Genomic DNA, 17,502 nt, shown 5'->3' on the forward strand with positions numbered 1-17,502 from the left:
GGGGAACCGGCTGGACGGCGCTCCGTACTGTTGACGGCGTGAGTGATCGCCACATCCTGACCGCGGTCGCCTGGCCCTACGCCAACGGCCCGCGGCACATCGGCCACGTCTCCGGTTTCGGAGTCCCCTCCGACGTCTTCAGCCGCTTCCAGCGGATGAACGGCAACCGGGTGCTGATGGTGAGCGGCACCGACGAGCACGGCACCCCGATCACGGTGGCTGCCGACGCCGAGGGCGTCACGCCCCGGGAGATCGCCGACCGGAACAACCGGATCATCGTGGGCGACCTGCAGTCGCTCGGGCTCAGCTACGACCTCTTCACCCGGACGACGACGCAGAACCACGCCGCCATCAGCCAGGAGATCTTCCTCGGCCTGCTGAAGAACGGCTACGTCTTCCCGAAGACGACGCTGGGCGCGATCAGCCCGTCGACCGGCCGCACGCTGCCCGACCGCTACATCGAGGGCACCTGCCCGATCTGCGGCTACGACGGTGCGCGCGGCGACCAGTGCGACAACTGCGGCAACCAGCTCGACCCCATCGACCTGATCAACCCGGTCAGCCGGATCAACGGGGAGACGCCGAAGTTCGTCGAGAGCGAGCACTACTTCCTCGACCTGCCGGCGTTCGCCCGGGCGCTGGGCGACTGGCTGGCCACCCGGAAGAGCTGGCGGCCCAACGTCCTCAACTTCAGCGTCAACCTGCTCGAGGACCTCAAGCCGCGCAGTTACACCCGCGACATCGACTGGGGTGTGCGGGTCCCGCTCGAGGGCTGGGTGGACCGGCCGGACAAGCGCATCTACGTGTGGTTCGACGCCGTCGTCGGCTACCTGTCGGCGTCGATCGAGTGGGCCCGCCGGTCCGGTGACCCCGAGGCGTGGCGGCAGTGGTGGCAGACGCCGGACTCCGACGCCTACTACTTCATGGGCAAGGACAACATCGTCTTCCACTCCGAGATCTGGCCCGCCCAGCTGCTCGGCTACGACGGCGAGGGCGACAAGGGCGGCACGCCGGGGTCGCTGGGCCGGCTGAACCTGCCGACCGAGGTGGTCTCCAGCGAGTTCCTGACGATGGAGGGCCGCAAGTTCTCCAGCAGCCGCAACGTCGTCATCTACGTCCGCGACTTCCTCTCCCGCTACGACGCCGACGCGCTGCGGTACTTCATCGCCGTCGCCGGCCCGGAGAACCAGGACACCGACTTCACCTGGGCGGAGTTCCTGCGCCGCAACAACGACGAGCTCGTCGCCGGCTGGGGCAACCTGGTCAACCGGACGGTCTCGATGGCGGCCAAGAACGTCGGGGCGGTGCCCACCCCCGGTGAGCTGACCGACGCCGACCGCGGGCTGCTGGCCACCACGAGCGGTGCCTTCGCGCCCGTCGGCGACCTGCTCTCGCGCAACCGGCAGAAGGCGGCGATCACCGAGGCGATGCGGGTGGTCGGCGAGGCCAACAAGTACCTGTCGGACCAGGCCCCGTGGAAGCTCAAGGAGGACCCGGCCCGCCGGGACACCGTGCTGCACACCGCGCTGCAGGCGATCAAGGACTGCAACGCGCTGCTGACGCCCTTCCTGCCGCACTCCTCCCAGCAGGTGCACGAGCTCCTGGGTGGGGACGGCGTGTGGTCGGTCGCGCCGGAGATCCACGAGGTCACCGACCTCGACGACGGCTCGCCGTACCCGATCATCACCGGCCCCTACGACCAGGGGCAGGCGGCGTGGGCCTCGACGCCGCTGGCCGCGCCGGGGACGCCGCTCGCGCCGCCCAAGCCGATCTTCACCAAGCTCGACGAGTCCATCGTCGCCGAGGAGCTGGCCCGGCTGGAGGAGAAGGCGCAGTGAGTCGGTCGGCGTCCTCCCGGGCGAACCGGCGGGGCGAGCCGCCGCCGTCGCCGGAGCCGCTGCCGGCACCGGCGCTGGACAGCCACACCCACCTGGACATCGTCCTGGGGGAGCGGCCGGCCGACGACGAGCACGGCGAGTGGGCCTCGGACGCCGCCGTGGACGCCGAGATCGACGCCGCCGCGGCGGTCAACGTGACCCGGCTGGTCCAGGTCGGGGTGGACGTCGCCTCGTCGCGCTGGTCGGCCGCGCTGGCCGCCCGGCACCCGAGCGTGCTCGCCGCCGTGGCCCTGCACCCCAACGAGGCCGGCGCCGGGAAGGCGACCGATGACGCGCTCGCCGAGATCGACCGGCTGGCCGCGCAGCCGCGGGTGCGCGCGGTGGGGGAGACCGGCCTCGACAGGTTCCGCACCGGCCCGGAGGGCTGGGCCGCGCAGGAGGCGTCCTTCCGCGCGCACATCGACATCGCCAAGCGGCACGGGATCGCGCTGGTCATCCACGACCGGGACGCCCACGAGGAGATCCTCCGCGTCCTGGACGACGTGGGCGCGCCCGAGCACACCGTCTTCCACTGCTTCTCCGGGGACGCGGTGTTCGCGAAGGCCTGCGTGGAGCGAGGCTTCGTGCTCTCCTTCGCCGGCACCCTGACCTTCGGCAACGCGGGCTACCTGCGCGAGGCCGCGGCGCTCACCCCGCCGGACCAGCTGCTGGTGGAGACCGACTCGCCCTTCCTCACCCCCGTGCCGCACCGCGGCCGGCCCAACGCCTCCCGTCTCGTCCCGCACACCGTCCGGGCCCTCGCCGAGACCACCGGTACCCATCTCGAGGAGCTCTGCGGCACCCTCACCGCGACCGCCGAACGGGTCTTCGGGGCCTGGTAGAAGTCGCAGGGGCGACGCACCCCGGGCGCACAGGGAAAGAGAGGACACTCGAGCCGTGGGCCGTCTGATCGCCGTCGTGCTGTTCGTCGCCGTCCTCGTGCCCGGCGTGCTCCTCGGCCGGGAATGGGCCCGGGCGGGGGACCGGCGGGCGGTGGCGGGTGGCTCCGTCGAGCTGGCCGACCCGACCGCCGAGGGCACCGCCGCACTGGCCGCGCAGGCCGCGCACGGGCGTCGCTGGCGCCGGCTGGGCCTGTTCCTGGGCCTGGCGGGGATCGTCGGCAGCGTCGTCGCGCTGGGTGAGGCGTCGGTCTTCCTGTGGGTTCCGGTGCTGGTGCTGGGGTTGCTCGCCGGGGTGCTGCTCGCCGAAGTCACCCGGCCCCGGCCGCGGTGGGCGCCGGCCCAGCCGGTGCGCCGTCCCCGCCGGGCCGAGCTCGTCTCGCCCTGGCTGGTGTGGACGATGCGCGGCGTGGTCGTCGGCGCGGTCGTCGCCGCCGTCTGGTCGTGGTCGGCCGGGGAGCTCGACGCGACCGTGGCCGGGACGGCGGTGGCGGTGCCGCTGGTCGCCGGGCTGCTGGCGGAGGTGGCGCTGCTGCGCGCGGTCCGGCGTCCGCTGCCCGCCACGGGCGCGGACGTGCCCGTCGACGAGGCGCTGCGCACCTGGACCGCCCACCTGGCCACCGCCGCCGCGAGCGTCCTCGGCCTGCTGCCGCTCGGCGTGCTGCTGCTGGCCGCGGGGATCGACCTGGGGGACCGGATCACCGAGCACTTCGACCTGCTGCCCGTGGCGCTGGTGGCCGCCGGCTTCTCGGCGCTCCTGTCCGGCCTCGCCGTCGCGGTCTTCCTGCTGACCTGGGCCCGGCCGGTGCGCGCCGGGGCCCGGGCCCTGGCGGGCTGAGCCCCGGGCCGCGTGCCCCGGACGGCACCGGTTCACCCTGTGGGCTTGCTCACCGGCGCCTGACGGGCCGGGGGAGCCGGGACGCGCATCCCCGCGGCATGGCTGTCACTCCACGTGTCGGCGCGTCCACATAGCGACATGGCGACGGTCTGGTTCACTCGTCTCGCATCGTTGCTCCACTCTCCGTGCTCGTTATCGTGTCGTGACCGTCAGCCGGGGTGGAGGACGGGACCTCGACGGGCGTGCCGTCCTCGCGGCCCGCCCGTTCCTCCTGCCCGGGTTCCATGACCCCTGGATGTGCCGTGCGCCGCTCGCTCCGCCTCAGCCTCTTCGCCCTGGTCCTGCTCGGACTCGTGGGCGGGACGCTGGCCTTCTTCGTCGCCCAGAAGTCCGTCGTCCTCACCGTCGACGGCCAGGCCCAGCGGATCGGCACCTACGCCGACACCGTCGCCGAGGTGCTGGACGAGGAGGGCCTGGAGCCGGCGTCCCACGACGTCCTGCTTCCGGCGGCCGAGGAGCCGGTCGGCGACGGCGACACGATCGTGCTCACCCGCGCGCGTCCGCTGCAGCTGAGCGTCGACGGCGTGGAGCAGGAGATCTACGTGACCGCGCTGTCGGTCGACGAGGCGCTCGACCAGCTGGGCCTGCGGGCCGACGGTCTGGTGCTGTCGGCCAGCCGCAGCGAGCGCCTCCCGCTGGACGGCATGAGCCTGGAGGTCATCACCCCCAAGGCCGTCGTCCTCGTCGCCGACGGCCAGGAGCGGGTCGTGACCACGACCGCTGCCACCGCCGGTGACCTGCTCGCCGCGGAGGGCATCGCCCTGGGCGAGGTGGACACCGCCAGCGTCGACCTGGAGCAGCCGCTGGCCCAGGACATGCGCATCCAGGTTTTCCGGGTCCGCATCGACGAGATCACCGAGACCGTGCCGGTGCCGCACGAGGTCGTGGAGACCGAGGACCCTGAGGCGTTCGAGGGCGACCGCGAGGTCACCACCGAGGGTGTCGACGGCGAGAAGACGATCACCTACCGCGTCACCATCACCGACGGCGTGGAGACCGCCCGCGAGGAGCTGGACACCACCGTCGCCCGGGAGCCGGTCACCGAGCAGGTCACCGTGGGCACGAAGGCCCGCCCGGCCAACAGCCCCGAGGCCGACGGTCTGGACTGGGCCGCCCTCGCCCGCTGCGAGTCCGGCGGCCGGCCGAACGCGGTGAGCTCCACCGGCAAGTACCACGGCCTGTACCAGTTCTCGGTCGGCACCTGGCAGGCCGTGGGGGGCACCGGCCTCCCGTCGCAGGCCAGCGCCGACGAGCAGACCTACCGCGCGCAGCTGCTCTACAAGCGTTCCGGCGCCGGCCAGTGGCCGCACTGCGGCAAGAACCTCTGATCGGGCGCAGCTGAGCACCGACGCCGAGCAGCCGGACGGGCTGCTGGGTCCGGCCGCGATCCGCGAGCTGGCCCAGCAGCTGGACCTGCGGCCCACCAAGACCCTCGGGCAGAACTTCCTGCACGACGCCAACACGATCCGCCGCATCGTGCGGACGGCGGGTGTGCGCCCCGACGACGTCGTCCTGGAGGTCGGCCCCGGGCTCGGCTCGCTGACCCTGGGGCTCCTGCCCGCCGCCGAGCGGGTGGTGGCCGTCGAGATCGACCCGCGGCTGGCCGGCCTGCTGCCGGGCACCGTGGCGGAGCGCCGGCCCGACCTGGCCGACCGCCTGGACGTCGTGACCGCCGACGCGCTGCGCCTTCCCGAGCTGCCGGGGCCGCCGCCCACCGCGCTGGTCGCGAACCTGCCCTACAACGTGGCGGTGCCCGTCCTGCTGCACCTGCTCGACCTGCTGCCCACCCTGGACCGCGCGCTGATCCTGGTGCAGGCCGAGGTCGCCGAGCGGCTGGCCGCGCACCCCGGGGACAAGGCGTACGGCGTCCCCTCGGTCAAGGCCGCCTGGTACGGCGAGGTGCGCCGGGCGGGGAACGTCGGGCGGCGGGTGTTCTGGCCCGAGCCCAACGTCGACTCCGGGCTGGTGAGCCTGGTCCGGCGACCACCGCCGCCGGGGGACCGGGCGGCCACCTTCGCCGTCGTCGACGCCGCCTTCGGCATGCGGCGCAAGAGCCTGCGCGCGGCCCTGGCCCGGTGGGCCGGGAGCCCCGCCGCCGCCGAGGCCCGGCTCCGCGCGGCGGGCATCGACCCGGCCGCCCGCGGCGAGCAGCTGTCGGTGACCGACTTCGCCCGGCTGGCCGCCACCGAGCCGGTGGCGCCGTGACGCCGGCACCCGCGGACGCCGTGGCCGCCCGTGCGCCCGCCAAGGTCAACGCGCTGCTCGGCGTAGGGCCGCTGCGCCCCGACGGCTTCCACGAGCTGCGCACCGTCTACCTGGCCGTCTCGCTGTTCGACGTCGTGACCGCGCGGCCGGGAGAGGGGCTGACCCTCGCCGTCGCCGGGGAGGACGCCGAGGTCGTGCCCACCGACTCCCGCAACCTGGTCTGGCGGGCGGCCGAGCTGCTGGCCGAGCACGCCGGGGTGCCGGCCGACGCCCAGCTGGAGATCGCCAAGTCCATCCCGGCGGCGGGCGGGCTGGCCGGCGGCAGCGCCGACGCGGCCGCGGCCCTGGTGGCGCTGGACGCGCTGTGGGGCACCCGGGCCGACCGCGACGACCTGCTCGAGCTGGCGGCCCGGCTGGGCAGCGACGTGCCGTTCAGCCTGCTCGGCGGCGTCGCGCTGGGTACCGGGCGCGGCGAGCGGCTGACCCCCGTGCTGGCCGGGCCGCAGTTCCACCTCGTCCTCGGCATCGCGGGGGAGGGGCTGTCGACGCCGTCGGTCTACGCCGAGCTGGACCGGCTCCGGGACGCGGGCCGGGTGCCCGACGGCAGCGATCTGCTCCCGGCCGAGCCGGTGATCGCGGCGCTGCGCAGCGGACCGGCCGCGGCGGTGGCGGCGGCGCTGGGCAACGACCTGCAGGCGCCGGCCCTGGCGCTGCGGCCCGAGCTGGGGCGGGCGCTGCGGGCGGCCACCGAGGCCGGAGCGCTCGGTGCCCTGGTGAGCGGCTCGGGCCCGACGATCGCGGCGCTGGCCGAGGACGGGCCGGCCGCCGTGCGGCTGGCCGCGACGCTCGCCGGCGAGGGCGTCTTCCGCACCTTGCGCGTGGTCTCCGGGCCCGTGCCCGGCGCCCGTCTCGTGGGCTGAGCGGGGGTCAGCCGCCCGACGGCCCCTCGACCAGCCCGGGACGGACGTCGAGGTGGGACAGGCCGTTGTAGGCCAGGTTCACCAGGTGCGCGGCGACGTCGCGCTTGTCCGGCGTCCGGGTGTCCAGCCACCACTGGCCCACGAGGGCGACCATGCCGACCAGCGCCTGGCTGTACAGCGCCGCCAGCGCGGGGTCGTAGCCGCGGGCGCCGAAGTGCTCGGCCAGGATGTGCTCGACCTCGTGCGCGACCTCGCCGATCAGCGACGGGTAGCTGCCCACCCCGCTGGTGACCGGGGCGTCGCGGGTGAGCACCAGGAAGCCGTCGGTGTCGGACTCGATGTACTCGAGCAGCACCAGCGCGGCCCGCTGCAGGAGCTCGCGGGGATGCCCGGGGTCCGACAGTGCCGCGGTGAACCGGCCCAGCAGGTGCTGCATCTCCCGGTCGACGACGACGGCGTGCAGGCCCTCCTTGCCGCCGAAGTGCTCGTAGACCACCGGCTTGCTGACCTCGGCGTGCGCCGCGATCTCCTCGATGGAGGTGGCCTCGAAGCCGCGCCGGCCGAACAGCTCCCGGGCGACGTCGAGCAGCTGCTGGCGGCGCTGCGCACCGGTCATCCGCACCCGCGGCCGGGGTGGTCCGGCCGCGGGTGCGGGGTGCTCGCTCAGGACGCGGCCGGGGCCTCGACGCGGCGCTTGGCAGCCAGACGCACCGGGTCGGGCCACTTCACGTTCGAGGCCAGGCCCAGCTTCTCGAACACCCAGATCACGCGGGCGCTGATGTCGATCTGGCCGCGCAGCACGCCGTGGCGGGCGCACGTCGGGTCGGCGTGGTGCAGGTTGTGCCAGGACTCGCCGCCGCTGAGGATCGCCAGCGGCCAGAAGTTGGTGGCGCGGTCGCGGGACTGGAACGGGCGGTTGCCCACCACGTGGCACACCGAGTTGATCGACCAGGTGACGTGGTGCAGCAGCGCGACGCGCACCAGCCCGGCCCAGAAGAACGCCGACCACGCACCGGCCCAGCTGCCGGTGATCAGCCCGCCGAGGACGGCGGGCAGCGCCAGGCTGAGGAAGGCCCACACCACGAACGTGCGGCTGATGAACACCAGGCCGCCGTCCTTGAGCAGGTCGGGGGCGTAGCGCTGCTGGTTGGTCTTGCGGCGGTCGAACAGCCAGCCCAGGTGGGCGTGGAACATGCCCTTGAGCAGCGAGCGCAGGTCGGTGCCGTAGCGCCACGGGGAGTGCGGGTCGCCCGCGCGGTCGGCGAAGGCGTGGTGCCGGCGGTGGTCGGCGACCCACTGGTTGACCGGGCCCTGGATCGCCATCGACCCGGCGACCGCCAGGCCCAGCCGCAGCGGACGCCGGCTCTTGAAGGAGGCGTGCGTGAAGTGCCGGTGGTAGCCGACGGTGATGCCCAGGAGGGAGAAGTAGTAGAAGCCGACCGCCAGGCCGATGTCGAGCCACGAGATGCCCCAGCCCCACACCGCGGGCAGGACGGCGGCCAGGGCGACGAAGGGCACCAGCACGATCACGTAGAGCGTGACGATCTCGAGGGTGCTCTTGCGCCGGCCGATGGCGTTGGCCGGCAACCCGGCGTAGGGCTCGGCGCGGGGAGGAGCCGTGGGCCGGGTGAGTGCGGGAGCGGACAAATGAACTCCTGGGATGTCTGCGAGTGCGCTCCGGGCGCGGTCTGGACCGTCGTGCTCCGGGCTACGTGGCCACAACCTACGGGACCGTAAGCGGCTCCGCTCACCCGGACGGGAGCAGGGAGGGCGCCCCGACGCGGTCCCCGGTGGTGTCCCCGCGCGCCGCCGGGCCCTTAGGCTCGCACCGGGTGCCGGTCCCGCGCGGGCACCTCCGCGACGCCGCCCGCCGGCGCCGCGGGTGGGGGATGGGGTAATCGGCAGCCCGCCGGCCTTTGGAGCCGTGCAGTCTCGGTTCGAGTCCGAGTCCCCCAGCTGTCTCGCCGTCACCGTCCGAGGAGATCCGTGGCCAGCCAGGTTCCGCCCGTGTCCCGCCCCGCCGGGCAGCCGGCCGTCGCCGGGGTCGTCGTCCTCGCCGCCGGTCAGGGCACCCGCATGCGCTCGTCGACGCCGAAGGTGTTGCACACCCTCGGCGGGCGCAGCCTGGTGGGCCACGTGCTCGCCGCCGCTGCACCGCTGGGCGCCGGCACGACCGTCGTCGTCGTCGGCTCCGGCCGCGACCAGGTGGAGGCGCACCTCGCCGAGATCGCCCCCGCCGCGGTGGCGGTCGTGCAGGAGCAGCAGCTGGGCTCCGGGCACGCGGCCGAGGTGGCGCTGGCCGCAGTCCCCGACCTCGAGGGCCCGGTCCTCGTCCTCAACGGCGACTCGCCGCTGCTCACCACCGGCACGCTCGAGGCGCTCGTCGCGGCGCACGACGCGGCGGGCAGCGTCTTCACCGTGCTCACCGCCGAGGTCGAGGACCCCACCGGGCTGGGCCGCATCGTCCGCGACGAGCAGGGTGCGCCCCGCGCCATCGTCGAGGAGCGGGACGCCACCGACGAGCAGCGCGCCATCCGCGAGGTCAACGCCGGCGTCTACGTCGCGAACGCCGGCACGCTGCGGCGCGTGCTGGCCGGGCTCGGGACGTCGAACGCGCAGGGGGAGCAGTACCTCACCGACGCGCTCGCGCCGCTGGTCGAGGGTGGGGCGCCCACCGCCGCGGTGCGCGCCGAGGACCCGGACGACGTCCTGGGCTGCAACGACCGCCGCGAGCTCGCCGAGCGGCGGCGCACGCTCAACGACCGCGTGCTGGACGACCTCATGCGCGCCGGGGTGACCGTGGTGGACCCGCAGACCACCTGGGTCGACGTCACCGTCGCAGTGGGCAACGACACCGTCCTCGAGCCGGGCACCCAGCTCCGGGGGACGACGACGATCGGCTCGGGCGCGGTGGTCGGGCCGGACACCACCCTCGTCGACTGCGTCGTCGACGACGGCGCGAGCGTGGTCCGCTCGCACTGCCTCGGCGCGGTGATCGGGCCGGAGGCCACGGTCGGCCCGTTCAGCTACCTCCGGCCGGGCACCCGGCTGGGCCGCGGCAGCAAGGCCGGGGCGTTCGTGGAGACCAAGAACGCCGAGGTGGGCGAGGGGTCCAAGGTGCCGCACCTGTCCTACGTCGGCGACGCGACCATCGGCCGGGGCGCCAACATCGGTGCCGCCACGGTCTTCGTCAACTACGACGGCGTGGCCAAGCACCGCACGACGGTGGGCGACCACGCGCGGATCGGCTCGGACACGATGCTCGTGGCGCCGGTCACCGTGGGGGACGGCGCGTACACCGCCGCGGGCTCGGTGATCACCTCCGACGTCCCCCCGGGTGCGATCGGCGTCGCACGGGCGCCCCAGCGGAATGTGGCAGGCTGGGTGCGCCGCCGACGGCCGGGGAGCCCCGCCGCGGAGGCCGCAGCAGCGGCCGACGGCCGGGCGGAGGGCTCCGGGACCAACGCACCGAAGAACATCGGGGCGGACCACGACAGCTAGGGACAGCGAAGCCATGAGCGCGATCCGGCAGACCACCAACAAGAGCCTGATGCTCTTCTCCGGCCGGGCCTACCCCGAGCTGGCCGACGAGATCGCCGGGCACCTGGGGGTCACGCCCACCCCGACCGCGTCCTACGAGTTCGCCAACGGCGAGCTGTTCGTGCGGTTCGAGGAGTCGGTGCGCGGCTGCGACGCCTTCGTGGTGCAGAGCCACAGCGCGCCGATCAACACCTGGCTCATGGAGCAGCTGATCATGGTCGACGCGCTCAAGCGCGCCTCGGCCAAGCGGATCACCGTCGTCGCCCCGTTCTTCCCCTACGCCCGGCAGGACAAGAAGCACCGCGGCCGCGAGCCGATCTCCGCCCGCCTGGTCGCCGACCTGTTCAAGACCGCCGGCGCCGACCGGCTGATGACCGTCGACCTGCACACCGCCCAGATCCAGGGCTTCTTCGACGGCCCGGTCGACCACCTCTTCGCCCTCGAGCTGCTGGTCAACCACGTCCAGGAGCGCTGGGGCGACCGCGACATCACCGTCGTGTCGCCGGACTCCGGCCGGGTGCGGGTCTCCGAGCGCTGGAGCGACAAGCTCGGCGGCACCCCGCTGGCCTTCATCCACAAGACCCGTGACCCGCTGGTCGCCAACGAGGTGGTCGCCAACCGCGTCGTCGGCGAGGTCGAGGGCCGGGTCTGCATCCTGGTCGACGACATGATCGACACCGGCGGCACGATCGTGAAGGCGGCCGAGACCCTCTTCGACGCCGGTGCGGCCGACGTGATCGTCACCGCCACGCACGGCGTGCTGTCCGGCCCGGCCGCCGAGCGGCTGCAGAACAGCAAGGTCAGCGAGGTCATCGTGACCAACACGCTGCCCATCGCGCCCGAGCGCCAGTTCGGCAAGCTGACCGTGCTGTCGATCGCCCCCCTGCTCGCCCGCGCGATCAAGGAGGTCTTCGAGGACGGCTCGGTGACCTCGCTGTTCGACGGCGCCAGCTGAGCCCCGCACCCCCGTCCGTGCCCGAGACCCGATTCCGGCTGGGCGACGCCCAGGTGGCGGCCCTCGCCCGCTGGTCCTTCGGCCTGGGGAACGCGGCCCCCGAGCTGCCGCCGGCGGACGCCTACGAGGACGCGCAGGGCGTGCTGGTGGCGGTCCGCGAGCAGGGCCGGCTGGTCGTCGTCGAGGTGCCGCGCTGGCGCCCGCCGTCCGCCGTGACCCGGCAGGAGGCGCGGACGGCGTGGGTCGGGTCGCCGCCCGCCGACCCGTCGGAGCTGCCCGCGCACGTGCTCGCACTGGTCCCCGCGGCCGGCACGTCGGCCGACTCGGCGGCGCTGTCGGCGGCCGCGGCCGAGTGGACGGCGGTCCGCGCGGGCGGTCGCGAGGTGGAGCTGGTCTTCGTGCCGGTCACCGCGGCGGCCCCCGAGGTGAGCTGGCCGGTCGTGGCCGAGGCCTACGGTGCGACGCTGCTGGGCACCCGGGTGGATGCTCAGCCCGCTGGCCACCGGGGCGGCGCCGTCCTGTTCTTCACCGGCCTGTCGGGGGCGGGCAAGTCCACGATCGCCGCCCGCGTGGTCGAGCTCCTCGTCGAGGAGGGGCGCGGGGTCACGCTCCTGGACGGCGACGAGGTCCGCAACCACCTGTCGGCCGGGCTGGGCTTCTCCCGCGCGGACCGGGACACGAACGTGGAGCGGATCGGCTGGGTCGCCGCGCGGATCGCCAAGCACGGCGGCATCGCGGTGTGCGCGCCCATCGCGCCGTACGCCTCGGTCCGGGAGACCGTGCGCGGCGAGGTGGAGGCCCAGGCCGGACCGGGGAGCTTCGTGCTGGTGCACGTCGCGACGTCGCTGGCCGACTGCGAGCAGCGCGACCGCAAGGGCCTCTACGCTCGGGCCCGGCGCGGGGAGATCCCGTCGTTCACCGGGATCAGCGACCCGTACGAGGTCCCGGTCGACGCCGAGGTGACCGTCGAGACGCGCGGCCGCAGCGTCGACGAGTGCGCCCGCCAGGTGCTCGCGCACCTGCGGTAGCCTGGGGTCCGTTGCCCGGCGAGGGAGTGGTCCGACCGCTCCGTGATCGACGTGCGTGTGCCCCCAGGGTGCGCTGCGACCGGTCGCCGGCACGCACGCAGACCCTCTTCGCTAGGAGCACACCACCGTGGCTGACTTCCGCCTCGAGGCCGAGATCCGCACCGAGTTCGGCAAGGGCAGCGCTCGCCGGACCCGCCGGGCCGGCCGCGTCCCCGCCGTCCTCTACGGGCACGGCCAGGACGTCGTCCACCTGTCGCTGCCCGCCCGCGAGTTCGCCGCCGCGCTGCGCAACGGCGGGTCCAACGCCCTGCTGACCGTCGTGCTGGACGGCAAGGAGCAGCTGGCCCTCACCAAGGCCGTGCAGCGTGACCCGATCAAGCGCGTGCACGAGCACGTCGACCTCGTCATCGTCCGCCGTGGCGAGAAGGTCACCGTCGACGTCCCGGTCCTCACCACGGGCGAGACCGACGTCGACACCCTGGTGAGCATCGAGCTGAACACCGTGTCGGTCGAGGTCGCGGCCACCGCGATCCCCGAGTCGATCGAGGTCGACGTCACCGGCCGCGGCGCCGGCCAGGGCGTCACCGCCGGCGAGCTGGCCCTGCCCTCGGGCGCCACGCTGCTGACCGACCCCGAGGCGCTGGTCGTCAACCTGATGGCCGCGCCGAGTGCGGCGGCCCTCGAGGCCGAGCTGGAGGCCGCCGAGGCCGAGGCCGGCATCGAGCGCGAGGAGTCCGACGCCGACGGCGACGTCGTCCCGGAGCCGCAGGACCAGGGCAGCGGCGAGTCGATGGACGCGGCCGAGAACTCCTCGGACGACTGAGGCATCCGCTGACCGACAGCACGACCCGCGGGGGCGCCGGCACCGCCGGCGCCCCCGCGGCGTCCTCTCCGGGCGAGGGCCCCTTCCTCGTCGTCGGCCTCGGCAACCCCGGGCCCGGGTACGCCGGCAACCGGCACAACGTCGGCGCGATGGTGCTCGACGTGCTCGCCGAGCGGGCCGGCGTCCGGCTCTCGCCGGGCAAGGGCGCCCGCTCGCGCGCGGTCAGCGGCGAGGGGCGGCTGGCCGGCCGCCGGGTGGTGCTGGCACGCCCGCTGACCTACATGAACGAGTCGGGTGGCCCGGTGCGGGCGCTGCTGGACTACCACAAGCTGCCCGTCACCGACCTCGTCGTCGTGCACGACGAGCTCGACCTCGACTTCTCCGTGGTGCGGCTCAAGCGGGGTGGCGGCGAGGGCGGGCACAACGGGCTGCGCTCGATCACCCGCTCGACGGGGTCGAAGGACTACCTGCGCGTGCGGGTGGGGATCGGCCGCCCCCCGGGCCGCCAGGACCCCGCCGACTTCGTCCTCAAGGACTTCTCCTCGACCGAGCGCAAGGAGCTGGACCTGCTGCTGGTCGAGGCGGCCGACGCCACCGAGCTGCTCCTGGCGCGTGGCCTGGAGGCCGCGCAGAACGAGGTCCACCCCCGGAGCTGAGCTGCCTGCCCCCTTGGGGTGTGCAATGACAGACGCTGCGTGAGCGGGCGCATACCATCTGTTAGCCGACCAGCCCGTCGGCGACGGATGACGAGCCCAGGGGGAACGCGCGGTGTACACCTCCGTCCGCGACCTGCCCGCCGGCCCGGTCGGCACCGCCCCGGCGCAGCGCGTCGGTGGGACCGTGCTCGCCCTGGGCACGGTCAGCCTGCTCACCGACGTCTCCTCGGAGATGGTGGCCGCGGTGCTCCCGGTGTACCTCACGCTGGCCATCGGCCTCTCGCCGCTGGCCTTCGGCTTCCTCGACGGTCTCTACCAGGGCGTGTCGGTGCTGGTGCGGCTGCTCGGCGGGTACGCCGCCGACCGGTTCGACCGCCCCAAGGCCACCGCGCAGGTCGGCTACGGCCTGTCCGCCGTCTCCAAGCTCGGCCTCCTCGCCGCGACGGGCCCCGGTGGCCTGGCGGCGGTGCTCGCCGTCGACCGCACGGGCAAGGGGTTGCGCACGGCTCCGCGCGACGCCCTGATCTCCGACTCCGTGCCGCCCGCCCTCCTCGGCCGGGCGTTCGGCGTGCACCGCGCGATGGACACCGCGGGTGCCCTGGCGGGGCCGCTGCTCGCGTTCGCCCTGCTGCTCTACCTCCCCGGCGACTACCAGAGCGTCTTCGTGACCAGCTTCGCCTTCGCCGTCCTCGGCTGCGCGGTGCTGTGGGCCTTCGTCGGGGAGCGTCCCCGGGTGCCGCGGTCCGGCGAGGCGCCGGTCCGGCTGCGGTCCCTGCGCGGGCTCCTCGCCGACGCCCGGATGCGCAGGGTCACGCTGGTCAGCCTGGTCCTGGGCCTGCTGACCGTCAGCGACGGCTTCGTCTACCTGCTGCTCCGCGACCGGGGCGCGGTCGAGGCCACGTACTTCCCGCTCCTGTTCGTGGGCACGGCAGCGGTCTACCTGGTGCTCGCGGTCCCGCTGGGCCGGCTGTCCGACCGGATCGGCCGCATCCCGGTCCTGCTCGGCGGCCATGTCGCGCTGCTGGTGACCTACGTGCTGCTCCTCGTCGACACGAGCCTGGTGGGCGGTGCCGTCCTGGTCGCCGCGGTGCTGGGCGGTCTGGGGATCTACTACGCGGCCACCGACGGTGTCCTCGCTGCCATCGCGGCCGGCCTCACCGCCCCGAACCTGCGCGGCTCCGGCATCGCCCTCGCGCAGACCGCGGTGGCCGCCGGCCGGCTGTTCTCCGCCGTGCTCTTCGGCCTGCTCTGGACCGCGTGGGACCAGCACCGGGCCCTGGTCGCGTTCGCCCTGGCCCTGCTGGTCGCGCTGCCGGTGGCCTGGATTCTGCTGCGCACCGTCGATCCGTCCTCGACGAGGGAGCCCCTCGATGCCTGATCCCGCCCCCGCGTCCCCGACCCGCCGGACGCTCGCGTTCGGCGTCGTCGTGCTGCTGTGCCTGACCGCACTCGCGACCTACCTGCTGGTGCAGCGCTCACGGGACGCCGCGGCCGCCGAAGCCGCCGCGGACCGGGAGGCGGCGACGTCGCGGCTGCAGGTCGAGGACGTGCTGGAGGTGCCGCACCTCGTCGTGCGCAACACCGCGCCCGGACCCTCGTTCGGCAAGGTGGCGCTCATCCCGCTGGACGACCCGACCGGCCCCCGCGCCATCGTCGACGTCGCCTGCGACCGGATCTCGGCCACGCCGTCCGGAGCCCTCTGCCTGCAGCAGGTGACCGGCATGCTGACGACCTACCGGGCCGTCTTCCTCGACGAGCAGCTGCGGGAGGTCGGCGCCGCGGAGGTGGGCGGCGTGCCCAGCCGGGCCCGCGTCTCGGCCGGCGGGAGCTGGGGTGCCTCGACGGTCTTCGTCAGCGGGCACGCCTACACCGACGCGCAGTTCTCCACCGAGACGCTGATCACCGACCTCACCACGCGCACCTCGCTGGGCAACCTGGAGACGTGGACGACGGTGCGCGACGGCGAGGAGATCACCGCCGTCGACCGCAACTACTGGGGGGTCAGCTTCATCGGTGACGGCCCGGGCTTCTACGCGACGCTGGGCACGGGCGACCGGATCTTCCTGGTGAAGGGCGACGTCGGCACCCGGACGATGGAGGTCGTGGGGACCGAGGGCGGGTGCCCGTCGGTCTCGCCGGACGGCCGGACCGTCGTCTACAAGGAGGTCGACCCGGAGTCCCGCAACGAGCACTTCGTCGCCGCGGGGCTGGCCGAGGGCGACCTCGACGGGCGGCCCGCCGTCCCCCTCGGCGAGGGGCGGCTCGTGGACGACCAGGTGGCCTGGCTGGACGACGACACCGTCCTGTACGCGGTCGGGCGCGGGGTGTCGTCCTCGGTGGACTTCGACGTCTGGTCGTCGCCGGTCGACGGCGGGGCGCCCACGCTGCTCATCCCCGACGCGGCATCGCCGTCGGTCGTCATTCCTGAGGGTTAGACGGTCCGGCAATTCCTTCTGGTGCACCCCGCGCCTGCTCCATGCTGGGTGCTGACCCGAAGGGAATGACCATGACCACACTGGACGGCGCACGCGTGCTCGTCACCGGCGGAGCCGGGTTCATCGGCAGCCACCTCGTCGAGGAGCTGCTGCTCCGCCGGGGGGCTGCTCACGTGCGGGTGCTCGACAACCTGCGCAACGGCACCCTGGAGAACCTCGACGGGGTGTCCGACGACGCCCGCCTCGCGGTCGAGGTCGGTGACATCTGCGACGAGGACACCGTCGACCGGTCCCTGGACGGCGTGGACGTGGTCTTCCACCTCGCCTGCCTGGGTGTCCGGCACAGCCTGCACGACCCGTTCGAGAACCACCGCGTCAACGCCGAGGGCACCCTGCTGCTGCTCGAGCGGGCACGGGCGGCGCGCACCTCCCGGTTCGTGCACGTGAGCACCAGCGAGGTGTTCGGCACCGCGCAGTACGCCCCGATGGACGAGCGGCACCCCACGTGGCCGGAGACCGTCTACGGCGGCAGCAAGCTCGCCGGCGAGGCCTACGCGCGCGCCATGTTCCGCACCCACGGCATGCCGACGGTGGTGGCCCGGCCGTTCAACACCTACGGACCGCGCAGCCACTTCGAGGGCGACAGCGGCGAGGTCATCCCGCGCACCATCGTCCGGGTGCTCAGCGGGCTGGCGCCCCTGGTGTTCGGCGACGGCGAGCAGACGCGCGACTTCACCCACGTGACCGACACCGTCGCGGGCCTCGCGATGCTCGGCGAGTCCGACGCCGCGGTGGGGCAGACCGTCAACCTCGGCTCGGGCTCGGAGATCACCATCAACGAGCTCTGCCGGCTGGTCGCCCGGTACGCCGGCGCCTCGGAGCTGGTCGCCCAGCACCTGGAGCCCCGCCCCGGCGACGTCCGGCGGCTCCTCGTCGACTCCACCGTCATGCACGGGCTGACCGGGTTCCGGACCCGCGTGGGCTTCGAGGAGGGGATCGCGGAGCTCGTGGCCTGGTTCCGGTCGCGACCGCAGTCGCCGGAGGAGATGCTCGCGCGCATCGAGGACCGCAACTGGAGCGGAGTGCCGGTCGGCGTCTGACCGGACCCGCGCCAGACGGGGGTCGTGCCGCGAGGTGCGGCCCCCGTTCGCGATCCCGGCTCCAGCCGGCCAAGTCAATCACAGACCGTAGTCGCAGAGTCACGATTTTTCTCACCCCTTCAGGGGCTGTTCGTCACAGACCGTTGCCGCGGGCTCCGGTACTTGA

The 17,502-nt window shown here is 74.0% G+C and carries 16 protein-coding genes and 1 tRNA gene; 15 read left to right on the forward strand and 2 right to left on the reverse strand.

Features of this window, described 5'->3' with window-relative positions:
* Positions 1 to 38: 38 nt before the first annotated feature.
* The 6 genes from metG to DQ239_RS09830 all read left to right on the forward strand — a co-directional run bounded on the left by metG (position 39) and on the right by DQ239_RS09830 (position 6,799).
* Positions 39 to 1,838, forward strand: a complete 1,800-nt coding sequence (gene metG, locus DQ239_RS09805) for a methionine--tRNA ligase (RefSeq protein WP_113834222.1) — start codon at positions 39 to 41, stop codon at positions 1,836 to 1,838.
* On the forward strand, positions 1,835 to 2,719 hold the full coding sequence (locus tag DQ239_RS09810; protein ID WP_113834223.1) for a TatD family hydrolase: 885 nt from the start codon (positions 1,835 to 1,837) through the stop codon (positions 2,717 to 2,719). Before metG ends, DQ239_RS09810 begins: the two co-directional genes overlap by 4 nt.
* Positions 2,720 to 2,774: 55 nt before the next feature.
* A complete protein-coding gene (locus DQ239_RS09815) occupies positions 2,775 to 3,614 on the forward strand; it encodes a hypothetical protein (protein ID WP_199582833.1) in 840 nt (279 codons plus the stop codon).
* Between the two features lie 302 nt (positions 3,615 to 3,916).
* Positions 3,917 to 5,002, forward strand: coding sequence for a resuscitation-promoting factor (locus tag DQ239_RS09820; RefSeq protein WP_113834224.1), 1,086 nt, complete (start codon positions 3,917 to 3,919; stop codon positions 5,000 to 5,002).
* Between the two features lie 85 nt (positions 5,003 to 5,087).
* Complete coding sequence (rsmA, locus tag DQ239_RS09825) at positions 5,088 to 5,879, forward strand: 16S rRNA (adenine(1518)-N(6)/adenine(1519)-N(6))-dimethyltransferase RsmA (RefSeq protein ID WP_304542660.1); 792 nt, start codon at positions 5,088 to 5,090, stop codon at positions 5,877 to 5,879.
* On the forward strand, positions 5,876 to 6,799 hold the full coding sequence (locus DQ239_RS09830) for a 4-(cytidine 5'-diphospho)-2-C-methyl-D-erythritol kinase (protein WP_113834226.1): 924 nt from the start codon (positions 5,876 to 5,878) through the stop codon (positions 6,797 to 6,799). The genes rsmA and DQ239_RS09830 overlap by 4 nt, the downstream gene beginning before the upstream one ends.
* 7 nt (positions 6,800 to 6,806) lie before the next feature.
* Here the strand turns inward: DQ239_RS09830 and DQ239_RS09835 are convergent, their stop codons facing one another.
* Positions 6,807 to 7,415: a TetR/AcrR family transcriptional regulator gene (locus DQ239_RS09835; RefSeq protein WP_113834227.1), complete on the reverse strand. Its 609-nt coding sequence runs from the start codon at positions 7,413 to 7,415 to the stop codon at positions 6,807 to 6,809.
* 47 nt (positions 7,416 to 7,462) lie between these two features.
* Positions 7,463 to 8,446, reverse strand: a complete 984-nt coding sequence (locus DQ239_RS09840; protein WP_113834228.1) for an acyl-CoA desaturase — start codon at positions 8,444 to 8,446, stop codon at positions 7,463 to 7,465.
* 236 nt (positions 8,447 to 8,682) lie between these two features.
* On the opposite strand from DQ239_RS09840, the gene DQ239_RS09845 reads away from it, so the two are divergent.
* The 9 genes from DQ239_RS09845 to DQ239_RS09885 all read left to right on the forward strand — a co-directional run bounded on the left by DQ239_RS09845 (position 8,683) and on the right by DQ239_RS09885 (position 17,336).
* Positions 8,683 to 8,755, forward strand: a tRNA-Gln gene (locus DQ239_RS09845).
* 51 nt (positions 8,756 to 8,806) lie between these two features.
* Positions 8,807 to 10,300, forward strand: a complete 1,494-nt coding sequence (gene glmU, locus DQ239_RS09850) for a bifunctional UDP-N-acetylglucosamine diphosphorylase/glucosamine-1-phosphate N-acetyltransferase GlmU (RefSeq protein WP_233489020.1) — start codon at positions 8,807 to 8,809, stop codon at positions 10,298 to 10,300.
* A gap of 13 nt (positions 10,301 to 10,313) precedes the next feature.
* Positions 10,314 to 11,294, forward strand: a complete 981-nt coding sequence (locus DQ239_RS09855) for a ribose-phosphate diphosphokinase (protein WP_113834229.1) — start codon at positions 10,314 to 10,316, stop codon at positions 11,292 to 11,294.
* A 17-nt stretch (positions 11,295 to 11,311) separates the two neighbouring features.
* Positions 11,312 to 12,322 (forward strand): adenylyl-sulfate kinase, encoded by a 1,011-nt coding sequence (gene cysC, locus DQ239_RS20890; protein ID WP_233489022.1) that lies wholly within the window; start codon positions 11,312 to 11,314, stop codon positions 12,320 to 12,322.
* Positions 12,323 to 12,449: 127 nt separating this feature from the next.
* Complete coding sequence (locus DQ239_RS09865; RefSeq protein WP_113834230.1) at positions 12,450 to 13,145, forward strand: 50S ribosomal protein L25/general stress protein Ctc; 696 nt, start codon at positions 12,450 to 12,452, stop codon at positions 13,143 to 13,145.
* Between the two features lie 8 nt (positions 13,146 to 13,153).
* Positions 13,154 to 13,801, forward strand: coding sequence for an aminoacyl-tRNA hydrolase (gene pth, locus DQ239_RS09870; RefSeq protein ID WP_113834231.1), 648 nt, complete (start codon positions 13,154 to 13,156; stop codon positions 13,799 to 13,801).
* A 112-nt stretch (positions 13,802 to 13,913) separates the two neighbouring features.
* Entirely contained in the window at positions 13,914 to 15,179 is a 1,266-nt protein-coding gene (locus DQ239_RS09875; RefSeq protein WP_199582835.1) for an MFS transporter, read from the forward strand.
* The gene (locus DQ239_RS09880; protein WP_113834232.1) at positions 15,172 to 16,236 is read left to right on the forward strand and encodes a hypothetical protein; all 1,065 of its coding nucleotides are present in this window, start codon (positions 15,172 to 15,174) and stop codon (positions 16,234 to 16,236) included. Before DQ239_RS09875 ends, DQ239_RS09880 begins: the two co-directional genes overlap by 8 nt.
* Positions 16,237 to 16,307: 71 nt before the next feature.
* Positions 16,308 to 17,336, forward strand: coding sequence for a GDP-mannose 4,6-dehydratase (locus DQ239_RS09885; RefSeq protein WP_113834330.1), 1,029 nt, complete (start codon positions 16,308 to 16,310; stop codon positions 17,334 to 17,336).
* The last annotated feature ends 166 nt before the right edge of the window (positions 17,337 to 17,502 follow it).

Origin of the sequence: Blastococcus sp. TF02-09 (assembly GCF_003319105.1) — a bacterium.
Classification (GTDB): domain Bacteria; phylum Actinomycetota; class Actinomycetes; order Mycobacteriales; family Geodermatophilaceae; genus Blastococcus.